A 20,210-nucleotide genomic window follows, 5' to 3' on the forward strand; every position below is an offset into this window, starting at 1 on the left:
CACCCAAGGCATCTCCATATCCGCTGCTACCATGAGATCATGATGACCCAAAACATCCTTAGGCATCCCTCTGCTAACAAATGCCCCTTTTTCAAAAGGTAGACATAATCACAGGTCTCGTAAATAAAATCCATATTGTGGCTGGCCATAATGATGGTTTTCCCTGATTTGGATAAAGCCTTAATCAAAAGTACCATTTGTTGTTTCATATAAGGATCCAGTCCGGCTTCCGGCTCATCAAAGATAATGACTTCCGGACTTAGTGCTAATACACCAGCAATGGCCACTCTTTTCTTTTGTCCATAACTTAAGTTGTGTATCAGCTTATCTTTGCAGCTTTCTAAGGCTGTTGCTTCTATGGCTTCTATAATACGTCTTTCTATAATCTCAGAGGACATCCTAAGGTTTCTTGGACCAAATGCAATGTCGTCTTTGACACTTGGAAGAAAAATCTGTTTTTCCGCACCTTGTAATACAATGTTTATTTTCATACGTAGGGCTTGAAGACTTTTTTTGTCATATTTTATGGGTTGATGATTATAGGTCAAATGACCGGTATTGGGTTTTAAAAAACCTGTTAGGCACTTAAACAAAGTCGATTTACCGGCACCATTAGAACCTATAACACCGATAATTCGACCTTTTTGGGTTGAAAAATCCAAATCACTAAGGGCCTTTGTTCCATCGGCATAAACATAACTTAAGTTCTTACATTCAACCATATAAATACTCTCCTTCATAGAGGCGCATCTGCAGACCTTCTTCCATTTCTTGGGCTCTAATAATGGTATTTAAGAATAATTGCCCAAGTAAAAGCGACAAGCTTTTAAATGCATTTCCAACGCCATAATAGCCACTTCTTAATTCTTGAGCCATAATCATATCCATCCCTTCTTCATAGATTAGAAAAAGAAATCGATAGGTCAGAAGCAGTATTTCGACAAATAGTTTAGGTACTTTAACCCACCTTAAAAAACGACCAATTTCCCATATGGAAGTAGTCAGGATCAGAAAAAGCATGATTGAAAAGGAGCTCATCACCCTGATCATGACTTCAATCCCCATCCATAAGCTTTCACGTGTTATATAGAGCCAAGGAGAGGCTTGTCCAATGGTCATCAAAACCTCCTGCCCTTGTACCCTGGTTACTAATATCACCCCGAGTAGACTAGGAACTAAAAAGATAAGTGACAGAAACCATATATGAACAAAACTTTTCATATGTTTGCAAGTGCTAATAATAGTCATAATGGATATGATGATTAATAACGGGCCATATATATAGGTCTGATTCATCCATTGAGACCATAATAATAGAAATAAAGACATACCAATCCTAATTCTATAAGGTATGTGCTTAAATGGATTGCTTTCTATGATCCTATCTATTCTTAGCATGATCCTGTCTTCCCTTCATCCTACCAAAATAATAAGCAATGAAACCGGCACCAATCGCCGCTTGCATAGAGAAGAAAAAGCTTTCAATTTCTCCACTGGCAGGTTCAAACAAAGGTGTAAACCAGGGTTCATAATCCGGGTGTTCAAGTAAGATTTGATCTTGTGCTGCACCATCTGCACCACCATATTCACTATTTGGATTGATGATTAGGGGTATTATAGCCAGTAAAATAACCATACCTATTAAAACCAAGTTTTGTTTTGATTTCATATTAATTCCTCCATTCCCACAAGATGAATCTGTTCTTTATTTTCCCAAAGTAGATTGAAAATAATAACCGTTAGAAACCCTTCTAATATGGCTATTGGTAACTGAGTCAGACTAAAAATACTTAAGTATTTTAAGGTAGAAATCATAACCCCTTCTTGTCCCGAAAAAGCTGTACCCAGTTGAACAGACGTCATAACGTAGGTCAAGAAATTACTGGAAAAAGCTGCAATAAAGATGGCAACTCTTTTTGATAGACCGGACTTTATAGCAAGTTTATAAGCGAAGAATGCAGCAAAAGGACCTACAACACCCATAGAAAATCCATTGGCTCCCAAAGTAGTAATACCGCCATGTGAAAGAAGAAGCGCCTGAAGCAACAAAACAATCGCAGCAATAAAAGCCATCATAAGTGGACCAAATAAAATAGCACCCAGTCCAATTCCTGTGGGATGAGAGCAACTGCCAACCACTGAAGGGATTTTTAGGGCAGAAATACAAAAAGTAAAGGCAGCAACCAAACCAATAAGTAGCTTGTTATCATGACCTTTCCCAAGACCTTTTTTTAGTTTCATCATGCCCATAATTAGAAAGGGCATATACAAGACCCACCAAAAAAGTGCGTATGCTTTCGGTAAAAACCCTTCCATGATATGCATAGCATGTACCTCATTTACAGCTACTGTTATCATGAGCAACATGACGATTGTAATAATCCTTGATTTTCTCCAATAATGCTTCATAAGATTCCGTTACCTCCCTATAATTTATATATGGTACTTTCACTACAATAGCCTTCACCTTTTCTAGTTGACAAGCTTTTAACTTCTCAATATAACCACTGCCTTCCCCGCCCTCCTTAAACATCAAATAAGAAATATGATAAGTCTTAAGTAGTAACCTGTTCATTTCAACACTAAAAGGACCCAGTAATGCGATAATTTGATTGGGTTTAAGTCCCAGATGTTCGCATTGATGCAAACTTTCTGTTGAAGGTACCACCCTTGCTACGATGCGTTCTAGACCAAGGACTTTAATGGCCTCTTCTAGTGTTTTACTTCCGGTCACCATGATTTGCCCTTGTTGACCTGATAAATAGTTCAAGGCTTCTTCTTCATTCTCAAAGAACTTGCCATAAGAAGCGGCATCCTCTTGTGTTTTTCTAACAAAACGTGTATAGGTGGTACCGGTGGCTTTTGCTGCCTCTATGGCCTGTTGACTGACAAGAACTGCATGTGGATGGGAAGCATCAATTACCCAGTTAATTTTTTCTGCTCGAATTAAAGCATCCATAGACACGGCATCCAGTCTTTTTACAATGAGCCTGTCTGCATAGTGACCATAGGTGTCTTCTCCCAGTTTTGTAGCCACACTTAATATAAAAGGTAGATGATGGTGCTTTAGTATTTCACATATTTGACGACACTCATGGGTGCCACCAATCACATAGATCACAAGCGATACCCCCTAGGTGTGACCATTTTTCCATGGTGCATATGGGTGTTTTGATTACCGATTATAACCATAGTACGCATGTTCACATCCTGAACGTCAAATTCTTTTAAAGTCGAATATGCTACCTCTTCCTCCTCGCGCCCAGCATCAGTAACCCTTCCAACCACCAAATCATCACCTTGTATGTCTTTGATAATTTTAAGGGCGTCTTCTAAATGATGTGGACGGCCTTTGCTTCTTGGATTATATAGACATATGACGAAATCACCTTCAGCAGCCAGACGCACCCTTTTCATAATCAGATCATAGGTTGTCATCAAATCACTCAAACTTATGGAAACAAAATCATGCATCAATGGCGCTCCAAGAGTTGCTGCTGCTATACTCGATGAGGTAACACCAGGGATGACACGAATCTCATCTTCAGAATCTGAAAGTTCATAAATGAGTCCGGCCATGCCATAGATGCCTGAATCTCCGCTACTGATCACCACAACATTTTCTCCCTTTCTGGAGGCTTCAAGGGCCGCTTGACAACGTTTTACTTCACCGGTCATACCTGTTGTTATTATTTTCTGAGCTTTGCTATTTTGGTCGATCAGTGGTTGAATCCACTCTATATACGTACGATATCCGACAATCACCTCTGCTGTTTTAATGGCTTCAATGGCTTCTAACGTTAAATTCTTTACTTGTCCGGACCCAATACCTACAACTTTTATCATACAATCCTCCCAAGGGCAAAGGTACTGCCTTTCATTTTACTACCATCATGTATCATATTACCTTTTGATGCTAGCCAAGCGGATGGTCCTGCAACAGATCCTATACCTAGGGTCTTAAGCACCCATTCTGATTTATCAAATTCATTATGAACACTTTCCAAATCTTGCACGGTAAAGAAAAGTGATTCTAGTGACCACGCCTGACACAAGGCTTCCAAGCAAGGTTCCTGGCTTTTTATCTCCACACTGGTTAAGAGGGCTATAGCCGATGGATGGACATGTACGCCCTTAAGGTAGGTGGCTATTTCATGAAAATAGACACTAGTATCTAAGTTTTTTCTTGTCCCTGTTCCAAGGCATAAGACTTTTGGAATAAAAAAGAGATCCATTTGACTCAGTTTATTAATCTGCCTCGTATCATAACCAATATAGACTTTATAATCTGCTGACATCTCAATAAAAGTCTGAAAATCCTCGACTAGTGTAAACCCATTTAAATTAGGCGCTAAACTTGTATCACCAGGTCCAATATCACAGTAAAGGCCAATCGAATCACCTTTTATAAGGGCCATATTGATTTTTAAAATGTTGTCTCTATATTTAGGTACATCACAATGACACGCTTGAAGCAGCAAATCCAAACTCCCGACATCATTTACATCTGTCGAGGTGGTGATGATCGGATCTGCGTTAATAAGTTTACCAATCTCTTTTGCGTAAGCATTGCCACCCCCCAGATGTCCGGACAGTAAGCTGATGACATAACGACCTTCCTCATCTATGACTAAGACCGCTGGGTCTTTGTACTTATCTTCTATGAGCTTGCCAATGGCTCTAACAGCGATACCCGTTGCACAGATAAAGACCATACAGGTCACCTGGTTAAAGCATGCCTTTACACAGGCCATAATACCACCGTGTTCTTTAATAATTTTACTGGTATAGTGGTCGCCCTTAAGTCGATGGTTCAGTAAATCGCCTTTTGGGGTCAAGGATAATATTACGGTATTATTGTCTTGTTTATGATTTGTTTTAAGTTCTGTATTCATGCTTAAAATCCTTTTGATAAAGCTTTGACGGATTAAATTCATGGCCCAAAAAGTCGCCAACCATGATGAGGGACATTTTATGAATGTTTTTTTCTTTGGCAAGGGCCGGTAGGGTCATAAGTGTGCCTCGAATAATCTCTTCATCCTGCCAAGTTGCTTTAAAGACTATGGCTGCTGGCGTGCCACCATCATAGCCGCCTTCAATCAGTTCCTTACAGACTTCATCTACATAGGTAGAAGATAGGAAAATCACCATAGAGGTCCCATGCTGTGCAAAGGCTTTTAATGACTCTTTCTCCGGTACTGGGGTTCTTCCGCCACGTCTTGTAATAATCAGACTTTGTGACACTTCAGGTACGGTATATTCCACCCCCAAAGAAGAAGCTGCACCCAAAAAACTGCTGACACCGGGTATCAGTTCATATTCAATGCCAAGTGCTTGTAAACCTTCTATTTGTTCTCTTAAAGAGCCGTATATGGAGAAATCACCGGTGTGCAAGCGCACTACTTTTTTACCCGCTCTAACACCCTTAGCACAGGTTGTTAGGATTTCCTCCATATGCATGAGGGCACTGTTATGTATTTCTACATCCGCCTTACAATATTCAAGCAATGCTTCATTGACCAAAGAACCGGCCCAAATAACCATATCGGCTTCTTTTAAGGCCTTATAACCTTTGAGGGTAATCAGTTCCTTATCCCCCGGTCCTGCACCTACAAATAATACTTTCATAATTGCCACCCCTTATTAATAATAATGGTTGTAAAATAACTGATTTTTTCATGGGTAAATAGATCATCAGGATGATAAATCACTTGGTTTTCTTTTCCATAATTAGAAACAATAAGGCTAAAGGGCATTAAGTCATGTGTCCTAAGCATCTTAATGATGGCATCAAATTGCTTATATACTTTCATAAGGACGATGCTGTCATGGTCTAATACAACTTTCTCAATCGCTTCTATTTTCCCGTTACAGGGGTATATGAATAAAGGCGTATTCCCTTCAGCCAATGGTCGATTAAGACCGGAGGCTATAGCACTGTATGAAGCTATCCCTGGTAGGGTCTTAACAGGGACTTGATACAAAAGATATTTCAGCAAGTAGATATAGGTACTGTATAACATAGGATCACCAATGGTAATGAAACCTACTCTATGACCTTGTTCTATATAGCCTTTGATTTCTAATGATATGGTCTCGATCGCTGGTGAAAGTTCTGCTTCATCTTGTACCATGGGAAAATGTTTAGGAAGGATATGAATATCTTTTTTCAAATAGCCTTCTACGATCTTTAAAGCCTCACTTTCCCCTTTAAGACGACCATAAGGTACAATAAGTATATCCAGTTGTTGAAGCGCTTTAACCGCTTTTAAAGTTAGGAGTTCAGGATCTCCCGGTCCGACACCTATTCCAATGAATTCTGACATTTTTTCCTCCAAACACCTTTTAATATATAGCATGGGTTCTCTGGTCTAAAATAATGCAAATCGCCAAGTAAGCTGAGTCTGGCACTTGATAAGCTACTGCCTTCAACCTCCACAAAGCCATAGTCATATAAGGCTTTCATCCCTTCATTCAGGTTCTCAATCGTTATCACATTCATCACCAAGACCGCTTCGTCTGTAAGTATTTCTTTGGTAAGCCAGTCAATAATCTCTTTCATATGGCCACCGGTACCGCCAATAAAAACCCGGTCACAAGGTGGTACCTGGCCTATATCAAGAGGTGCTACCCCTGATATAAGTGCCACCTCTTTTAAGCCGTATTTTCTTAGATTCAAATCAATCAGCTCAAGGGCCAAGGGGTTCTTTTCAATAGCAAATACTTTCAACTGTCTGTTATTTCTAGCCGCTTCAACGGTAATAGAACCGGTACCGGCCCCAATGTCCAAAAATGTGTGCCCCGCTTCAAGTTGTAAATAGGCTAAAGTCACCGCCCTTACTTCCATTTTCGTCATAGGGACTTTGTCTCTAATAAAGTCTTGATCCATCATTAAGTAATATCACCACATTCATTTCATATTTTTTTCTTGTTATCGTTTTTGCATCTGTTTCTTGAATGCTTTCGTCATCATAGGACAGATTCTCGCCAATGATCATTCTAGGGTTAAAACCTCTTAATATAGCTTCTTGTCCAATCTCATAGGGTCCTATAGAACCGTCCGTAACAAGAGCTACCTTTGGCATTTTAAAAAGCAGATCAAAATCCGGACGTTTTCCGTGAGCGCTGGTTATATATAGATCATTCATGTCCAACTTGATTCTAGCAAACAAGTACTGTATGGCACTGATGCCAGCTGTTACATGAACAGCGTCTTTACCAAATAAGTCCATCAAGCATTTTGACAAACCATATATAGAAGGGTCCCCACTGGCCAATACAACAACTTCATCTGATTGATTTAGAATAAGCTGCTCTTTAATCTTGGCTTCCAAATCTTCCATCCTGCCGGAATAGACAATAGGTTTTATAATGTTCATCCCCGTTGAAGCCAGTTGTCTTTTTGTGCCGATGACGCACTGACCTTTTTTAATCCTATCCTGTGCTTCAATTGTTAATCCGGATGCTTTTCCCGGTCCGATGCCTACCACATTAATCATCATTCATCGTTTTGGCCAGCAGCCTACCTTTCATATTATATAGTGCAACTTCTACCTTCAATTGGTCATATGTATAATGCTCTGCCTTTTCTTTTATCACCCTAGCAATGCTCTCATAAACAGCTTCAAGTCCGGCTTCATCAATCAATGCCACCGCTTCGTCTGTTGTGTTGCTTTCTCGTACTTGATCAATCAGATTATAATCCCCTCTAATTTTAGCCAAATGGTTACAAAGTACATCCATTCTTCCATCTGAAACCCGGTTATGGGTATGAAAATTGCCACCGGCAATCTTAATGAGTTTTCCAATATGTCCCACAAGAATGACCTCTTCAACACCCAATCTGCAAGCTTCCATTAACATATGTCCGACAAAATTGCTCATCATGACAATCTGGTCTTTGCTATAATTTAGTGATGCCATGGCAAACTTTTCACCGTGGTTGCCTGGTACCATAACGATTTTTTTCTGTCCTAAATTCACTTTTTGGGAAAGTTCAATTTCCAGTGATTTTTTCCAAGCTTCTTCACTCATAGGCTCTACGATACCTGTAGAACCAATAATCGAAATACCACCTTCAACACCCAGCCTAGGGTTAAAGGTACGTTTTGCCACTTCTTCGCCTTTTGGCACATGTATGGTCACTTCCACTTGATAGCCATTACCTAATATTTCTTTAATCCCTTCTTCAATCATCTTAAGGGGCACCGGATTGATGGCTGGCTCGCCGATGTTTCTTTGTAAGCCATTTTTTGTAATAATCCCAACCCCAACACCACCTAGAACCTGAATGTCTAAGCTCTTACTTTGGCCAAGTACAACAACTTCGGCAGATAGGATTAAACCGTTGGTTACATCTATGTCATCACCACCATCTTTGACAACAGATGCACAGTAAGCATGTCCCTTAATCCAAGCTTCTTCAACCTTTAGTCTGACCATTTCATTACTTGGAAGTGTGACTTCAACAACTTTAGGTATCTTGCCCGTTTTCCAGTACATGGCAGCTGCCTTTGCAGCAGCAGCAGCAGTGGTCCCAGTGGTAAAGCCTCTTCTATAGATTTTGCCTTCTAGGATAACTTGCATCTTATCCATAGCGATGGTCTGCTTCATATAAAATGGCATTTACAATGGCCGCCGCTACATTGCTTCCGCCCTTCCTACCTCTTGCTGTTATAGAAGGTATGTTAGAAGTCATCAAAACTTCTTTCGATTCGGCTGCTCCGACAAAACCAACCGGCACCCCAATAATACCTATTAGATTTTCATCCTTTTTTTCATAGATTTCTAAGGTTTTAAAAAGGGCTGTTGGTGCATTTCCAAAAACATAGAGCTTAGGACCGGCTTCTTCTGCTGCTCTTATAACACTGGCCATAGATCGTGTTATACCGGCTTCGGATGCATACCTTGCCGTTTCGTCCTCGGAGATGTAACATCTTATCTGACAGCCCATCTTTTCTAAGACCTTTTTATTAATACCGCTGTAAGCCATATTGGTATCGGTGATAATCGTGAGTCCCTTTTTTATAGCTTTTAAAGTACGATCAATGAATCCCTTAGAAATATGTAAATTATCCAAATAATCAAAATCCGCTGATGTATGTATAACCCTTCGCAGAATTGCCTTTTCTATTTGATTTTCTGTTGGATACCCACCATAATCCGCTTTCACTTGATCATCGATGATCACAAAGCTCATTTTTTCAATGGTTTCCGGATTTTTTATGTAATCCATTAGATCGCCACTCTTTCAATGATCAAATCTGCCATTTTCTGATCAAATCCGATGTTTTCCAGTAATCGAATCTTTACTTCCGGGTATAGCTGGGTCATTTCTTCTAATTTCGCCGGTATGTCCATTCGAATATGGTTACCATTAAAAATAAAAAAGGGTAATATGGTCAAATCTCTTACATTCATCTCATGAAACTTCAAAAAGGCCATCTCAACACTGGGCAACATCATCTGCAAATAAGCCTTCTCCACTTGATCATAATTTACAGATGCTGACACAGCCTCCAAATACTTGGTCATGATTTGATCGGTTTCATCGACTTTACTTCCATGGGCCAAAATCATTAGTCCTTTTTTCATAGTTTTTCTCCCTTTCTTTTTTGGAAATAAAAAAAGCATTAAATTCACTTAATCTTCTTTAGATTAAGTGAATTTAATGCTTTTAGAAATAACATCTATTTCTTTAGAACGAAGAGGCTAAGCCTCGCTTTTCAAAGCAAATTGTTCACGGCGGGAAAGACTTCCTTGAAGTTAATGCTATGCTTAAAAGCATTAACATACCATCGTCTTTCCTAGAGATTTAAAAAACCAGTCCCTTTGGACTGGTCTATAAATAATCGCACGCGATTTTCACAGAATCCTCCTCCCGAAGATTATAAGTAAATACATAGCGTGGCAGGTCTCCTGGCTCGGGGATCATCCTACTTTCTCGCCTTCCCAACTAAGTCAGTGGCATTTGAGATTTCGTACTCCCTTACAGTAGCGGGGGCTGCAAAGGCTTCTACCTTTTTCCCTATTAACCTGTCGTAAAAACAGGACCGCACTACAAATATGAATTTTTTTCAGTATAACATATGCCTCATTTTTATTCAATGGCTAAGATGTCGATTTTTTCTTGTCATTCTTATTGACGATCATAATGGTTATTATTAGTAGTATCTATATATAATTCTTGTTAGCGCGAACAAATGATGATACAATACCCTCATACACCGACACTACGAGTATCCTCTAACAATGAATGCTACGCAACCCTCTAACAAAAAAAAGGTATTTTCGACACCTTATAATAAGAAAGGTATTTTATGAAATTAAAAGGAAAAATTGTTCTCATTACAGGAATCATCATCGTTATCGCCATCAGTATACAAGGTATTGTAAGCACATTGGCCTCCAATAGTGCTATGGAGTCTGTCGTCACTTTACAGCTTCAAGACCAAATCAGCAATATAAAAAGTGATATTCAATCTGCAACGGAAGTTGTTGCTATAACCCGAAATGCTCTAGATGAGAAAAATATTGCTTTAACCAAGTCTATTGTGCAGCTTATAGCTGAGGATGAAACATGGCTTGAGACCGGTAGAATGTCTGCCTTAGCCAACCAATTAAACGTCTCAGAAATCCATGTAATTGACGGATCCGGTGTATTAACCCATGGTAATATTGAAGGTTTTTATGGATTTGATTTCAGTACTTCTGAACAGACGCTGCCATTTTTAGACTTAATTGGTAAAACCGATGGCGTATTAGCTCAAGCGCCTGAAGCACGTGGAACAGACAACACACTTTTTCAGTATATTGGTGCTTCCAGAATAGATGCACCCGGCTTGGTCCAGATTGGTATTGAACCAACGGCTGTTCAAGAACTATTGGATAATCTGGATGTCCAAAAAAGCATTGAACGTTTGGTTGTTGGTGAAGGTGGCTATGCTTTAATTGTTGATGAAAATGATACAATCATCAATCATAAAGATATGAGCTTCGTCGGTAAGAATGTGGAAGAAATTCCTTGGTTAAGTGGTACACTTAGTCAACCCGATGCAATTGATACAATTCATGATGATGGCGTCTCCTATTATGCCATGTCACACAGCCTTGATGGTATAAGATTAGTTGTCACTTATCCATTGGCCGAAGTCGAACGTATTCGCATGGCATCTGTTATTAATAATGTAATCGGTATCCTCGTTGCTATTATTTTACTGGTATTGATTATACAATGGATTATTGGAAAATGGGTTTCAAAACCTATACGCCTTATTCAAGAAGGTATGAATGAAGTTGGTCAAGGTAATTTTACTGCTTCTGTTAACTATCACTCAAAAGATGAAATAGGGGCTCTTGCTCTTGATTTTACCAAAATGACTGAAAATGTAAGACGCCTCATACATGAAACAACCCAACGAATCGAATCTGTTGCAAGTGCTTCAGAGCGCATTAATCATAATGTAGATGGTCTTACAACTTCCAGTAATGAAACAACCAGAGCCATCGAAGAAATCGCAAATGGTGCCAGCGAACTAGCTTTAAATGTAAATGACCGACTTATAGCCGGTAAACAATTAGGTGATAGTGTGAATATGATCTTTGACCGTTTATCCGAAGCTAAAAATGAATCAGATGGTATGGTCAACTCTAATGCACTAGGACGTACAAAAATCAACACTTTACAAACAGTATTTAAAACCACGGTGCAAAACACCAATGATGTGGCAAACAATGTTAATACTCTAAACAAAAGCTCTCAAGCCATTGAAAACATCGTCGTCACCATTCAAGGTATTTCTGCTCAAACCAATTTATTAGCACTCAACGCTTCTATTGAAGCGGCACGTGCCGGAGAAGCCGGTCGTGGTTTTGCAGTCGTAGCTGATGAAATCAGAAAGCTTGCAGAACAGTCCTCTCGCTCTGCTGAAGAAATCAATGACATCATAGCAGGCATTATCCATGTGGTAGAAGGCACCAGTAAAACCGTAGTTGAAACACAAAATTCTGTCGAGTCTGCTCAACTCAACCTTGACGAAACCGTTTCTGTATTTGATGACATGGATACCAGTGTTACAAAAGTTGAAGGTGTCATTGATGCCTTCATTACAGAAACCAAAAATATTGAACAACTTAAAAATGAACTGCTCACTTCACTTGAATCCATGGCGGCCATCAGCCAAGAATCCGCTGCTTCAACAGAAGAAATCAACGCTTCAACGGAGGAGCAGATGTCAAGAGTCACAGAAATTAGTGAAGCCATCTTACATCTGAACGAAGACATTCTTAAGCTATCTGATGAGATGCAACATTTTGAAGCTTAAACTATAACCAAACGATATTATAAAATCATAAAGGAGGCACAAAATGCATAGTCATCCTAGATTATGTATTTAGTGCCTCTTTTATATGATGTTTTATATGCCGTTTTTTATTCTACCTATTTAATAGTACTTTTTCCGTCATCAATACACCATCATCAATGAATTTTGGACAAAGGCTGGTAAACAGTCCTTTTTCTTTAATGATCTTTAGGTCAGATTCTATGGAAGGGTTGTAGCCAAGCAGAGTCTTACAAAGTATAGAGCCGTTTTTTTCTTCAAACATGCTTTCAAAAGCTATTATTTTTTCGGCTATATGAGCCTTACCAGTAACGTCACCTTCTTCATAAAAGCCCTCTTTTAAACCGATTGCCATTAGTGCACCAGTAACCGCGCCACACACTTCACCTTGGCGCATACCACCACCAAAACCACTGGCAATCTTAAATGCCGTCTCTTTGTTCACACCTAGTTCTTCGCAAAAAGCACCTAGAACAGATTGGGCACAATTGTAACCGCAAGCGAATAATTCTAAAGCATTTTCATTTTTTGTCATATAGTCCTCCTGATTTTTAATAAGATTATAATTAAGCGGCGTACTGTTATAAACTTTTTAGCACTTCTTTTTGAATGTCTATAAAAGTCTTTAGTACCTCATCATCATGGGCCATGGATAAAAACATGGCTTCAAAAGTTGATGGGGCCAAAAGAATTCCCGCCTCAAGCATGCTTGCAAAATAGCGTCCAAACACTTCTGTGTCCGATTTCATAACAGAATGATAATCCGTCACCGGCTCTTTTGTAAAAAACAGACTCAGTAGTGAACCCACTCGGTTCACCTGGCCTTGGATACCGGCCGCCTTCAGGTTGTCAATCATAGCTGTTTCAAGGAAAACCGCTTTTTCTTCTAATTGCCTATAGATCTCAGGATGCTTTTCTAAATAGTTTATGGTATTAAGACCCATGGCCATCGCCACCCTATTCCCAGATAAGGTCCCAGCCTGATAAACATCCCCAAGTGGTGATATATGAGCCATGATATCAGCCCGTCCGCCATAAGCACCAACAGGCATACCACCACCAATGATTTTACCAAGACAGGTTAGATCCGGTTGAATATTATAATAACCCTGTGCGCCGCCAAGGCCAAGTCTAAATCCGGTAATGACTTCATCAAAGATGAGCACTGTTTTTGTAGACATCGTTAAATCTCTTAGGCGCTTAAGAAATGCTTGGTCTAAGGGTACAATGCCCATATTGGCAGCAACCGGTTCTACGATAACGCCGGCCAATTCATGACCATGTCTTGCCCATAGTGCTTCAAGACCTTCTATGTCATTGATTTGTCCAACTAAAGTGTGTTCAACCAGAGCATCCAGTACACCGGCACTGGTAGGTACATTAAAGCTTAGTCCACCTGAACCGGATTTGATTAATAAACCATCTGAATGGCCATGGTAACAGCCTTCAAACTTAAGTATTTTATCACGTTTGGTATAACCTCTGGCCAAGCGAATGGCACTCATGGTCGCTTCTGTACCTGAGTTCACCATCCTAACCATTTCCATGGAAGGCATCAGACGGTTGATGGTCTGTGCCATTTCAACCTCTATGGCTGTGGATAGACCAAAGCTAATACCTTCTGATAATACACCGGCTACCCCTTCTAAGACCACAGGGTTGGCATGGCCTAATATATGGGGACCAAAACCACCGATAAAGTCAATATAGGCCTTATCTTCCACATCCCAAACTTGAGCCCCTATGGCTTTTTTAGCAAAAATTGGTGGGGTGTCAACAGAACCAAAAGATCGCACCGGACTATTCACCCCGCCTGGCATCACTTTTTTTGCCGCTTCAAAAAGTTCTTTATTTTTCATAATCAACCTACCTATTCACTGTATTTTTCAATGAGTTCTTGTACTACAGGGGCAAAATAACTAAGAATTAGATTTGCACCGGCTCTTTTTATGCCGATTAAAGACTCATAGATGCTTTTTTCGGCGATAAGATTTTCTCTAACACCCCGTTCTAACATGGCGTATTCACCACTGACTTGGTAGGCTGCAATAGGCCTGTTAAACCGTTCAGAAGCCTTTGAAACGATGTCCAAATAAGGCATGGCCGGTTTAACCATGAGGATATCTGCCCCTTCTTTAACATCCAACTCAAATTCACTTATAGCTTCAGATGCTCGGTGAAAATCCATCTGATAGGCTTGTCGATCACCCATTGCAGGAGCTGAATGGGCCGCATCTCTAAAAGGTCCATAGAAAGAGGAGGCGTATTTGGCACTATAGGCCATAATTGGTAGATGTTCAAAACCGTTTTTATCCAGTGCGGTTCTAAGACTATTAATACGTCCGTCCATCATATCCGAAGGTGCCACCATGTCTGCACCCGCTTTGCCATGACTGATGGCAATCTTGTCTAAGGTTCTTAAGGTTTCTTCTCGTTTGATTTTACCTTGTGGATCAAAGAAGCAGCAGTGACCATCCGACTTGTATTGACACAGGCAGATGTCTGTGATTAAAAAAATCTCAGAACTGATAGCTTTAATGGCCCTTAAAGCTTTTTGAACAATGCCGTTATCGTCATAGGCACATGCCCCTTCAGCATCTTTTTCATCGGGCACACCAAAAATCAGTAAACTCTTAATCCCTTTAGACTGCCACTGGGGCACCAATCGTTCCAGTTGATCCACGCTAATGTGGTATTGACCTTTCATGGATTCTATTTCTTTATATACGTTCTCACCTTCCACGATGAAAATCGGGTAAATCATATCGTCCATGGTCAATTGTACATCCCGAACCATCTTTCTTAGTACGCCATGTTGCCTTAATCGTGTTGGTAAATATCCCATATTGCTAACGCCTACCCTTCTTTTAATACTATTTTTATAATGATATCTTCTCCATAATCGTTTCGTATATACCTTGATATGAATGGGTTGTTGCCTCATGTATAAGTGACCAGTGATATTCTTTTAACGCTTCTGTGGTCATGGGACCAATGGAATACGCCGGTATTGACCGAGACATCTGTGTATAATTCTCATTATTTGTGGCTATAAAAGCTTCTACGGCAGACCGGCTGGTGAAAACAACCCCATCATACCATTGTTCCTGAAGGTCCACTTTTATTTTAGTGGGAAGCACTTCATATAGATGAACGTCCGTCACTTGAGTTTTCTCACTTAAGGCTTTAATAATCTCTGTATTCCCTAGTTTGGACCTATAAAAACAAATACCTTGACTCAGTTGTTGTCGGTCCATCTTATGATGTATCAAGTCCAGTAGTTCTTTTGTGGTAAATTGTTCAGGCATATAGTCCGGTTGGATACCATGATCCTTTAAGGCTTTTGTAGTAGAAGTCCCAATACTGATAATTGATGGTCCTGCAAGGATGCGCAGATCCTGGTTATGGGCTTGTAAGGCTTTGAAAAAACAAGTCACACCAAAAGGACTGGTAAAAACAATAGCACCCAACCCGGAAAACCAGTCTTTGGTAAAATACTCAAAATCCGGACGCAATATTCTATGGGTAATCATAGGCATTTCAACCACTTCGGCCCCCTGGTCTTTTAGATTCTGAAGCAACTTAGCTCGGTTGGTCATTTTGTCTTTATCCGAAGATCCTACCTCGTTTTTTACTTCAGGTGTCGGCAAGGTGAGCAATAATTTTTTCCCAAATAAAGGTTTACCTTCAAGGTTTACCAATTGATGATGAAAACCTGCCACTTCACCAATGACGATCAAACCGGAACGGCTTTCATGTTCATCAACGGCTATGCTAAGTTCATCTAGTCTTACACTGACGGTTGCTTGCTGGGGTGTTGTTGCATGATAAATGATGGCAACCGGGGTCTTAGCCGGTTTGCCTGCATTTAAAAATCCTTCAGCTATGGCCCCTGCTTGTCCAATACCCATTAGAATGACACAGGTCCCTCCCGCTTTTGTCAAGGCTTCATAATCCATAGGTGCACCCGACTTGGAAAGATGGCCTGTCATCACATGAAAAGATGCGGACAATCCCCTGTGTGTTATAGGAATACCGGCGTAAGTCAAGCCACCTATAGCGGATGTAATGCCCGGTACCACATCGTAATCTACACCTGCTTCTTTAAGGGCCAAGGCTTCTTCACTACCCCGGCCAAAAACATAAGGGTCGCCCCCTTTAAGACGAACCACTTTAAGTCCAAGTAAAGCTTTTTCAATCAATAAGGCGTTGATATTTTCTTGGGTCATGGTGTGATCCCCGGCTTTTTTACCCACATATATTTTTTCTGAGTACGTAGGTGCTAGATCCAGTAACGCCTTACCACTTAAGTAATCATAGGCAATAACGTCCGCTTCACTTAGATAACGCATCCCTTTAACAGTAATCAGTTCCGCGTCTCCGGGACCGGCACCTACCAAGGCAACAAACCCTGTTTTTTTAGATGTAAGTTTTTGGGCCATATGGCGACCATGATGGATCAGTTGATCTTCTAAAAACTTCATCTGTCGTTCATTTTGGACCACATCCAAATCATGGATAAGACCAAGGTTTAGAGTCTCTCTATGAGCTGTTTGCCCATGCTCATCGCCTAATAGACTATAGAAAGTAAGGTTAAGGTCTTTGGATAGGTCAAGGTAACCACCAATCGCCATATGACAAGACCCCTGTGTGCCTTTTAGATAAGCGCGCTCCAGTCTTGCCTGTAATGTGGCTTTATGATTTTGAATCGATGCCAGAAGCCTAAATAAAGTTTCATCTTCTTCTCGAATCTCCAGTCCCAGTATGCCTTGGCAAGGTGCCGGTATCATTTCCTTATAATCTAAAGGAATAAAGTTTAGGTGTGGGTATTCTTTTTTCAAATCCAAACGGTGGATACCGGCTTGTGCCAAAACAATCCCATCTAATTTGTTTTCATAAATACCATCTTGATCATCTTGATTATTTTCATCATTTTTATCCAACTTTTTAAGCCTTGTATCAATGTTCCCACGGATATTCTCAAAGACCACCTCAATACCTAGACCAGAGAATAAACGCTTAAGCTCGACCCTACGTCTTGGACTACCTGTGCCGATGATCAATTTGGGAGGTAAGTTTTCCAGACTTGCCCCTTCTTTTGTAATGAGATAATCAAAAGGGTTTTCTCTTTTGATCGTACCACTAAGGATCAGTCCTTGAGGTAACTGGGCCGGCATGTCTTTAAGACTATGAACGGCCAAATCAATGCTCTTATCAAGAAGAGCTTGTTCAATTTCCTTGATAAATAAGCCCTGTCCGCCAATCTGAGACAAAGGTGTTGTTTGGTCCCTGTCCCCTTTGGTTTCAATAATGACACATTCAAGTTCTAAGGGTTCATTGGATGAAATGGATGTATTAGATGGGTCAGAACTTAGTTGATCGGCTTTTTTTTGATAGGCTTTTTGTAGATGAGACATTACAAGTTCTGTCTGTTTAAGTGCAAGGGCACTGCCCCGTGTTCCTAATCTTATTTTCATGTCATCCCCCGTTTATGGTCAGTTTCTCCAAAATACGTCTTAAGGTCTCGGTATCTTTATAAATGATGGCGCGTAACATCTTGTTTCTCTTGACCGAATCTCTTTCCATCTCTTTAAAAATTGTTCTAATTGCTCCCAGTAACTTTATTTTTTCTTCCCAGCTTTCATCATATTCTTCTTTAAGCTTACCAATGATTTTTTGTCCCAGTATGGGGCTTTGCCCACTGGTGCTCACCGAAAAAATAAGTTGACCTCGTTTTAAGGCTGAGGTAAATACCACATCACATAAATCCGGTTGATCCACCACATTACATAGAATATGAAGTGCCCTGCAGTCCTCATAGACCTGTCTATTAACAAGTGCATCATTGGTTGCAGAAATAACTAAAAAAGCATTTGTAATATGGTCCTTATGATAGGGACTGACCCTACATTGTACCTTAGGACCCATTTCTAATAGACTTGGCAAAAAATTCAAGCTAACCGCTTCAACCCTTGCATCAAAGTTAATTAATTTTTGGATTTTTTCAAGGGCAACCGATCCGCCGCCAATGACCACAATCTTTTTTCCTTCTGTATTCAACATAACCGGTAAGTACATAGCCTCACTCCAAATCGTATAATTTTTTCATTAAGGTCAAAGCCTCTTTAAGCTCTTCTTGTTCCATATTCTTTAATCCCAAAATGGGCTCTTTCACCACCCTAAGGACCGCTGATTTAATGACTTTTTCAATATAAGCGCTTTCTTTATGACTCAGTTGTATCTTTTTATGAATCAAGTCCATAGCGTCCCCATAAGCTGTCTGAACCTTGTTCTGAAGACCTTCAATCGTCGGATCAGCAACTGAACGCATCATCCAGTCTTTAAGCATTTCGACTTCATGGGGTATTTTTTCTATCATACGATTGGCCATTTCTCGTCTGACTTCTAGGTTGTCTTCAATGGTCTTTCCAATCTCATCGATACCTAGGACTTGAGTGTGCTCCAATGTATCGATTCGTCGTTCAATATCTGCAGGAACCGCCAAGTCTATGAACAACTGATTTTTTGCTTTACCTTGATACAGGTTCATGGTTTCCAACAATCGGTCATACGAAAAGATATAATGGGGACTGCTGGTAGCACTGATGATACAATCCACTTGGCTTAGAAAAGCATACCGCTCTTCGTAGGGTAATGAGCCATCATCCGGATCTAAGCTATTCATTTGACATATGGAACGGCTTGTTTTATATATGACCAAACCTTCTTTCGTAGCCACTTCATCAAAATACTTCTTGACCAGACGGCCTGTTTCACCAAGACCGACAATCATAACCCCTTTACCACCCGTTGTCCTTAGAAATTCCATGGCACGCTTATAAGCCAGATACGCTACGGAGATGGGCAGATGAGATATACCGACTCTGGTTCTGATTTCTTTAGAAAAACGGATGCTTTCTTGGAAAAGTCGGTTTAATATTTTATTGCTGATGCCCATTTTGGATGCCAAAAGCCAAGCGTCCTTCACTTGGGATAGAATCTGATCCTCCCCAAGTACCATAGAATCCAGACCGGCTGTTACTTTCAGTAAATGGGTGATGGCTGCGTCACCGGTTAATGACCACAGACGTTCTCGAAAAATAGACCCATCTTCCGGATTTAATTGGTCAATAATGCCTTCAATGACCTCTAATACATCTGTATCAGCGCCTGTATAATAGAGTTCAAAACGGTTACAAGTGGATAATAAGACATTGCCACCAACCGATTCAAACAATTGAATCTGATATTCCATACGCTTTGTTTGTGTCCAAGCCAATTGTTCTCTTAGACCCACTTCCATTTCTTTATAACTCACACCCACCACATTTACAATCATCTTTTATCCTTTCCAAGAAAAATAAAGAGCAAGGACACCGAAGCACCCTTGCCCTATATTATATCATCTGAGATCTGTATTGTCTAAGCATGACGATATGAGATTGTTCCTGTGCCACCAAACCATCAATCTTGTCATGTTCAGCTTTTGGTAGATGTCTTTGTGCCTCTCTAAGAAATAATATGGTGTCTTTTTCAAGTCGAAAAGCCAAGTCAAAAGCTTCCTCCAGACTCATAACCTCTTTTTTCTGAGTCATAAAGTCAATGTTGTCTTTAATTAAAGCATCTAGATAAGCCATATATTCTTCGTCAACGTCACTGGTCGTATAATTCACGTATTGCTCTTTGAGGGATTTATAGAGTTTTTCATGTGCTTCTTCCTGCTTGGCCAGTGCCTTAAAAAGTTCCGTCAACGTCTCTTCTTCAGCTTGATTGGCCAAATCTTTATAATGCCCTTGCCCCATTATTTCAATATCAATGAGCACATCCAGCAGATCTTCCAGTAAAAATATTTCTTGCATGATATAGACC

General features: G+C 40.2%; 22 protein-coding genes and 1 riboswitch. Of the genes, 1 reads left to right on the forward strand and 21 read right to left on the reverse strand.

Going from position 1 to position 20,210, the window contains the following annotated elements; translation table 11 throughout:
- Window positions 1-26: 26 nt before the first annotated feature.
- From PATL70BA_RS01065 to PATL70BA_RS01130, 14 genes are read right to left on the reverse strand one after another with little or no spacing between them, the layout of a single operon-like run.
- Window positions 27-740 carry an energy-coupling factor ABC transporter ATP-binding protein gene (locus tag PATL70BA_RS01065; protein WP_125135634.1) on the reverse strand — a complete coding sequence of 238 codons (714 nt, stop codon included), beginning with the start codon at window positions 738-740 and terminating at the stop codon, window positions 27-29.
- Window positions 715-1,398 carry a cobalt ECF transporter T component CbiQ gene (cbiQ, locus tag PATL70BA_RS01070; RefSeq protein ID WP_125135635.1) on the reverse strand — a complete coding sequence of 228 codons (684 nt, stop codon included), beginning with the start codon at window positions 1,396-1,398 and terminating at the stop codon, window positions 715-717. The genes PATL70BA_RS01065 and cbiQ overlap by 26 nt, the downstream gene beginning before the upstream one ends.
- Entirely contained in the window at window positions 1,382-1,669 is a 288-nt protein-coding gene (locus PATL70BA_RS01075; protein WP_125135636.1) for an energy-coupling factor ABC transporter substrate-binding protein, read from the reverse strand. Before PATL70BA_RS01075 ends, cbiQ begins: the two co-directional genes overlap by 17 nt.
- Complete coding sequence (locus PATL70BA_RS01080) at window positions 1,666-2,409, reverse strand: energy-coupling factor ABC transporter permease (RefSeq protein ID WP_125135637.1); 744 nt, start codon at window positions 2,407-2,409, stop codon at window positions 1,666-1,668. The genes PATL70BA_RS01075 and PATL70BA_RS01080 overlap by 4 nt, the downstream gene beginning before the upstream one ends.
- Window positions 2,336-3,121 (reverse strand): precorrin-6A reductase, encoded by a 786-nt coding sequence (gene cobK / locus PATL70BA_RS01085; RefSeq protein WP_125135638.1) that lies wholly within the window; start codon window positions 3,119-3,121, stop codon window positions 2,336-2,338. Before cobK ends, PATL70BA_RS01080 begins: the two co-directional genes overlap by 74 nt.
- Window positions 3,118-3,846, reverse strand: coding sequence for a precorrin-3B C(17)-methyltransferase (cobJ, locus tag PATL70BA_RS01090; RefSeq protein ID WP_125135639.1), 729 nt, complete (start codon window positions 3,844-3,846; stop codon window positions 3,118-3,120). Before cobJ ends, cobK begins: the two co-directional genes overlap by 4 nt.
- Window positions 3,843-4,895, reverse strand: coding sequence for a cobalt-precorrin 5A hydrolase (locus PATL70BA_RS01095; protein WP_172596048.1), 1,053 nt, complete (start codon window positions 4,893-4,895; stop codon window positions 3,843-3,845). The genes cobJ and PATL70BA_RS01095 overlap by 4 nt, the downstream gene beginning before the upstream one ends.
- The gene (gene cobM / locus PATL70BA_RS01100) at window positions 4,879-5,628 is read right to left on the reverse strand and encodes a precorrin-4 C(11)-methyltransferase (protein ID WP_330510137.1); all 750 of its coding nucleotides are present in this window, start codon (window positions 5,626-5,628) and stop codon (window positions 4,879-4,881) included. The genes PATL70BA_RS01095 and cobM overlap by 17 nt, the downstream gene beginning before the upstream one ends.
- Window positions 5,625-6,326, reverse strand: a complete 702-nt coding sequence (gene cobI / locus PATL70BA_RS01105; protein WP_172596049.1) for a precorrin-2 C(20)-methyltransferase — start codon at window positions 6,324-6,326, stop codon at window positions 5,625-5,627. The genes cobM and cobI overlap by 4 nt, the downstream gene beginning before the upstream one ends.
- Window positions 6,305-6,892, reverse strand: a complete 588-nt coding sequence (gene cbiT, locus PATL70BA_RS01110; protein WP_125135642.1) for a precorrin-6Y C5,15-methyltransferase (decarboxylating) subunit CbiT — start codon at window positions 6,890-6,892, stop codon at window positions 6,305-6,307. Before cbiT ends, cobI begins: the two co-directional genes overlap by 22 nt.
- Window positions 6,870-7,502 (reverse strand): precorrin-6y C5,15-methyltransferase (decarboxylating) subunit CbiE, encoded by a 633-nt coding sequence (cbiE, locus tag PATL70BA_RS01115; RefSeq protein WP_125135643.1) that lies wholly within the window; start codon window positions 7,500-7,502, stop codon window positions 6,870-6,872. The genes cbiT and cbiE overlap by 23 nt, the downstream gene beginning before the upstream one ends.
- Window positions 7,492-8,625 (reverse strand): cobalt-precorrin-5B (C(1))-methyltransferase CbiD, encoded by a 1,134-nt coding sequence (gene cbiD, locus PATL70BA_RS01120; RefSeq protein ID WP_125135644.1) that lies wholly within the window; start codon window positions 8,623-8,625, stop codon window positions 7,492-7,494. Before cbiD ends, cbiE begins: the two co-directional genes overlap by 11 nt.
- Window positions 8,588-9,235 carry a precorrin-8X methylmutase gene (locus tag PATL70BA_RS01125; protein WP_125135645.1) on the reverse strand — a complete coding sequence of 216 codons (648 nt, stop codon included), beginning with the start codon at window positions 9,233-9,235 and terminating at the stop codon, window positions 8,588-8,590. Before PATL70BA_RS01125 ends, cbiD begins: the two co-directional genes overlap by 38 nt.
- Entirely contained in the window at window positions 9,235-9,594 is a 360-nt protein-coding gene (locus PATL70BA_RS01130) for a sirohydrochlorin chelatase (RefSeq protein WP_172596050.1), read from the reverse strand. Before PATL70BA_RS01130 ends, PATL70BA_RS01125 begins: the two co-directional genes overlap by 1 nt.
- Before the next feature lie 297 nt (window positions 9,595-9,891).
- Window positions 9,892-10,072, reverse strand: a riboswitch (cobalamin riboswitch).
- 247 nt (window positions 10,073-10,319) lie between these two features.
- Between PATL70BA_RS01130 and PATL70BA_RS01135 the strand changes: the two genes are divergently transcribed.
- The gene (locus PATL70BA_RS01135; RefSeq protein ID WP_125135647.1) at window positions 10,320-12,323 is read left to right on the forward strand and encodes a methyl-accepting chemotaxis protein; all 2,004 of its coding nucleotides are present in this window, start codon (window positions 10,320-10,322) and stop codon (window positions 12,321-12,323) included.
- Window positions 12,324-12,435: 112 nt separating this feature from the next.
- On the opposite strand, the gene PATL70BA_RS01140 is transcribed toward PATL70BA_RS01135, so the two are convergent.
- From PATL70BA_RS01140 to PATL70BA_RS01170, 7 genes are read right to left on the reverse strand one after another with little or no spacing between them, the layout of a single operon-like run.
- Entirely contained in the window at window positions 12,436-12,876 is a 441-nt protein-coding gene (locus tag PATL70BA_RS01140; protein WP_125135648.1) for a C-GCAxxG-C-C family protein, read from the reverse strand.
- Between the two features lie 46 nt (window positions 12,877-12,922).
- Window positions 12,923-14,200 (reverse strand): glutamate-1-semialdehyde 2,1-aminomutase, encoded by a 1,278-nt coding sequence (gene hemL, locus PATL70BA_RS01145; RefSeq protein ID WP_125135649.1) that lies wholly within the window; start codon window positions 14,198-14,200, stop codon window positions 12,923-12,925.
- An 11-nt stretch (window positions 14,201-14,211) separates the two neighbouring features.
- Complete coding sequence (gene hemB / locus PATL70BA_RS01150) at window positions 14,212-15,186, reverse strand: porphobilinogen synthase (RefSeq protein WP_125135650.1); 975 nt, start codon at window positions 15,184-15,186, stop codon at window positions 14,212-14,214.
- A gap of 34 nt (window positions 15,187-15,220) precedes the next feature.
- Window positions 15,221-17,818 (reverse strand): uroporphyrinogen-III C-methyltransferase, encoded by a 2,598-nt coding sequence (gene cobA, locus PATL70BA_RS01155; RefSeq protein ID WP_125135651.1) that lies wholly within the window; start codon window positions 17,816-17,818, stop codon window positions 15,221-15,223.
- A 1-nt stretch (window position 17,819) separates the two neighbouring features.
- On the reverse strand, window positions 17,820-18,419 hold the full coding sequence (locus PATL70BA_RS01160) for a precorrin-2 dehydrogenase/sirohydrochlorin ferrochelatase family protein (protein ID WP_125135652.1): 600 nt from the start codon (window positions 18,417-18,419) through the stop codon (window positions 17,820-17,822).
- Between the two features lie 4 nt (window positions 18,420-18,423).
- Entirely contained in the window at window positions 18,424-19,680 is a 1,257-nt protein-coding gene (gene hemA / locus PATL70BA_RS01165; RefSeq protein WP_125135653.1) for a glutamyl-tRNA reductase, read from the reverse strand.
- Window positions 19,681-19,738: 58 nt separating this feature from the next.
- Window positions 19,739-20,200: a ferritin-like domain-containing protein gene (locus tag PATL70BA_RS01170; protein ID WP_125135654.1), complete on the reverse strand. Its 462-nt coding sequence runs from the start codon at window positions 20,198-20,200 to the stop codon at window positions 19,739-19,741.
- Window positions 20,201-20,210: the final 10 nt, after the last annotated feature.

This window comes from Petrocella atlantisensis (assembly GCF_900538275.1).
GTDB lineage: Bacteria > Bacillota > Clostridia > Lachnospirales > Vallitaleaceae > Petrocella > Petrocella atlantisensis.

Coding starts and splice junctions, on each gene's coding strand:
- PATL70BA_RS01065 (WP_125135634.1), bottom strand. CDS start 740: ATGAAGGAGAGTATTTATATGGTTGAATGTAAGAACTTAAGTTATGTT.
- cbiQ (WP_125135635.1), bottom strand. CDS start 1,398: ATGCTAAGAATAGATAGGATCATAGAAAGCAATCCATTTAAGCACATA.
- PATL70BA_RS01075 (WP_125135636.1), bottom strand. CDS start 1,669: ATGAAATCAAAACAAAACTTGGTTTTAATAGGTATGGTTATTTTACTG.
- PATL70BA_RS01080 (WP_125135637.1), bottom strand. CDS start 2,409: ATGAAGCATTATTGGAGAAAATCAAGGATTATTACAATCGTCATGTTG.
- cobJ (WP_125135639.1), bottom strand. CDS start 3,846: ATGATAAAAGTTGTAGGTATTGGGTCCGGACAAGTAAAGAATTTAACG.
- PATL70BA_RS01095 (WP_172596048.1), bottom strand. CDS start 4,895: ATGAATACAGAACTTAAAACAAATCATAAACAAGACAATAATACCGTA.
- cobM (WP_330510137.1), bottom strand. CDS start 5,628: ATGAAAGTATTATTTGTAGGTGCAGGACCGGGGGATAAGGAACTGATT.
- cobI (WP_172596049.1), bottom strand. CDS start 6,326: ATGTCAGAATTCATTGGAATAGGTGTCGGACCGGGAGATCCTGAACTC.
- cbiT (WP_125135642.1), bottom strand. CDS start 6,892: ATGATGGATCAAGACTTTATTAGAGACAAAGTCCCTATGACGAAAATG.
- cbiE (WP_125135643.1), bottom strand. CDS start 7,502: ATGATGATTAATGTGGTAGGCATCGGACCGGGAAAAGCATCCGGATTA.
- cbiD (WP_125135644.1), bottom strand. CDS start 8,625: ATGCCATTTTATATGAAGCAGACCATCGCTATGGATAAGATGCAAGTT.
- PATL70BA_RS01125 (WP_125135645.1), bottom strand. CDS start 9,235: ATGGATTACATAAAAAATCCGGAAACCATTGAAAAAATGAGCTTTGTG.
- PATL70BA_RS01130 (WP_172596050.1), bottom strand. CDS start 9,594: ATGAAAAAAGGACTAATGATTTTGGCCCATGGAAGTAAAGTCGATGAA.
- PATL70BA_RS01135 (WP_125135647.1), top strand. CDS start 10,320: ATGAAATTAAAAGGAAAAATTGTTCTCATTACAGGAATCATCATCGTT.
- PATL70BA_RS01140 (WP_125135648.1), bottom strand. CDS start 12,876: ATGACAAAAAATGAAAATGCTTTAGAATTATTCGCTTGCGGTTACAAT.
- hemL (WP_125135649.1), bottom strand. CDS start 14,200: ATGAAAAATAAAGAACTTTTTGAAGCGGCAAAAAAAGTGATGCCAGGC.
- hemB (WP_125135650.1), bottom strand. CDS start 15,186: ATGGGATATTTACCAACACGATTAAGGCAACATGGCGTACTAAGAAAG.
- cobA (WP_125135651.1), bottom strand. CDS start 17,818: ATGAAAATAAGATTAGGAACACGGGGCAGTGCCCTTGCACTTAAACAG.
- PATL70BA_RS01160 (WP_125135652.1), bottom strand. CDS start 18,419: ATGTACTTACCGGTTATGTTGAATACAGAAGGAAAAAAGATTGTGGTC.
- hemA (WP_125135653.1), bottom strand. CDS start 19,680: ATGATTGTAAATGTGGTGGGTGTGAGTTATAAAGAAATGGAAGTGGGT.
- PATL70BA_RS01170 (WP_125135654.1), bottom strand. CDS start 20,200: ATGCAAGAAATATTTTTACTGGAAGATCTGCTGGATGTGCTCATTGAT.